Raw genomic sequence first — 2,178 nt, forward strand, 5'->3', positions numbered from 1 at the left:
ATACTCCCGGTCTGCCGACTCCCGAACAACAGCCCCTTCAATAAGCATAGGGTCATAGGTAATTTCTTCTGTCGGTTGACCTGCTACAATACGTGTAGTTATTAGCTGTTTTACTTTGATATAACTAATCTGTCCATCTTCTGTATAGTAATGACCCGAGGTATACAACCCAGACCCGGAAGGAGCCGGATCATGCGCTTCATGACGAGGGTTTCGCCAACTGTTATGTTTCCCGGATGAAGTACGCGTGCTTATCAATTCATTAGATGTACTAAATATGGATAATACGCTGGAATTTTCTATTATACCACTGCCTCCTGTGGTCTGATCATTATAAACAGCTCCTCTATACGCCCCGTATTGACCTAAAGGTTTCATATCATTCCTTAAAATCGAATGGGAAATACTACAACTAAGCGAGGATGAACTAACCACATCTGAAGGGGCACCTCCATCTAAAACACCCTCTTGACAGGGAGCATTACAGGCTCTGATCAAAGCGTCCCACTGTATAGCAAAAACAGCAGCTAAACGCGTCTTTTCTTCCTCTAATTCAATAGCTGATAAATGGGATAAGGATGAATAATCATATGCCTCTATCTGGGTGGTCACATACTGAGACTTGCTCCCATAATCCGATAGCAGAGCTGCCTCGCATTCACTACAAGTCATAAAACAACCTTCGAAACTAAGAACAGGAAGGTTACTTACTTCTTCCGGACTGATATAACACGCATCATTAGCATCCTGAAGCCTGGCTACATAGGCATCTGCATAAGATGCTAAGGCTTCTCTGTCGACCGACAAACTCTTGCTTATGGTATAACTACCTCTTGGAACCGAAGCCGTCGCTTCCGGCAAAATAAAAGTTCCTGAAGTCACTCTACTCATATCTACCTTTTCTACCAATGGGGTGGCGAGTAAAGAAACCCCGTCCAAATCCTCAATAGCTATTTCCAGATCATAAACAAAAGGATATTGAACAACCGTAGTAGGACTACAATTATCTTCAAAAAAAGGAGCATTCGACAGTGTATAATTAAATCGATAGCCCCTATCAAAGGCTGAAACCTTCGTCCCCCCATATTCCAACGCGTCATATAAAGGACCAAATCCCCCTGTGCTCGTTTTAATAGTATTATCTAAAGCCGTATCCTTTGCTCCGCGACTGAGTTTGCCCAGTAAATCAACCGTCATTTCCTGATGAAGACTTGTGTCTTGCTCTTCTGCAAGCCCCGTTAACCCTGTCCCCGCTGCATCGCCCGATAAAGCCGTAGCAATGGTACGACCCTGAGGATCGAGATAACTAACACTTGCCTGACCATTAGGATCAATGACCAGATTCTTCTTATAATGACCGTGATGACCTACATTATAACCAAACAAACGGTTTAATTCTTTCTGTTCGGGGGTACCATAATAATACTCCATCTCTTTGCCTCTTCCTAGCTGATGGGTGATTCCTACCCCGCTTTTTCTGCGGATACGACCTGTATTATCAGGCATATATTCTATCTGTGAAAACGGATGACCCCTTGCATCTGCAATACGAGAACGAAAAGGAGTTGTCAGATCGTTTGCCAATCCATAGTATTTACTCGCTCCACTGGAAGGATCCATGCCCTTATCTGTCGTTGGCTGATCCAAAATATTCTGATGATCCAGATCAAAATCTTCATAATCATAGGGAGCTCCAGGCAATAATGAACTCTGATTAAAATCTCGAACATACCCTAATTGTGACCAAGTCGTAGGTACTGGCAACACTTCTATGGCTGATCGACCCTGAGCGTCATAAATAACTTCGCCAACAACAACATGATCGTCCGTATTGAGTTTGGTAACTGTCTGACGATTACGCAACGTACCATCAAAATAACTAACCACTTCCTTCTTCTTCCCTTCTTCTGCATAACTCGCCTGAAACTGCCAGTTCTTGCCTTCTTCATGATCCGAAGTAATTGTATAATAATCAGGCCAATCTGAAACACTTGTTTTGGGAAGAACCCCACTGCTCCAACGACCGTATTGATATTTTGAAATGTTAGACGTATAATGTCCCACTGCACGAACTCTGTAAATCAAATAGCCTTTGCTGTAAATTAAAGGAATCGAATAACCAGTAGCCTTTGTCTGAATACGAGTACTATTATCTTTAAAATCAAGAGTGCTAAAAGC

At 42.6% G+C, this 2,178-nt stretch carries 1 protein-coding gene; it reads right to left on the minus strand.

Annotated features, from left to right (window positions below; translation table 11 throughout):
• The coding region (locus ACFSTE_RS20550) for a DUF6443 domain-containing protein (RefSeq protein WP_378298370.1) at window positions 1–2,178 on the minus strand (2,178 nt) is incomplete at both ends.

It is taken from the genome of Aquimarina hainanensis, assembly GCF_042684685.1.
GTDB classification, from domain to species: Bacteria; Bacteroidota; Bacteroidia; order Flavobacteriales; family Flavobacteriaceae; genus Aquimarina; species Aquimarina hainanensis.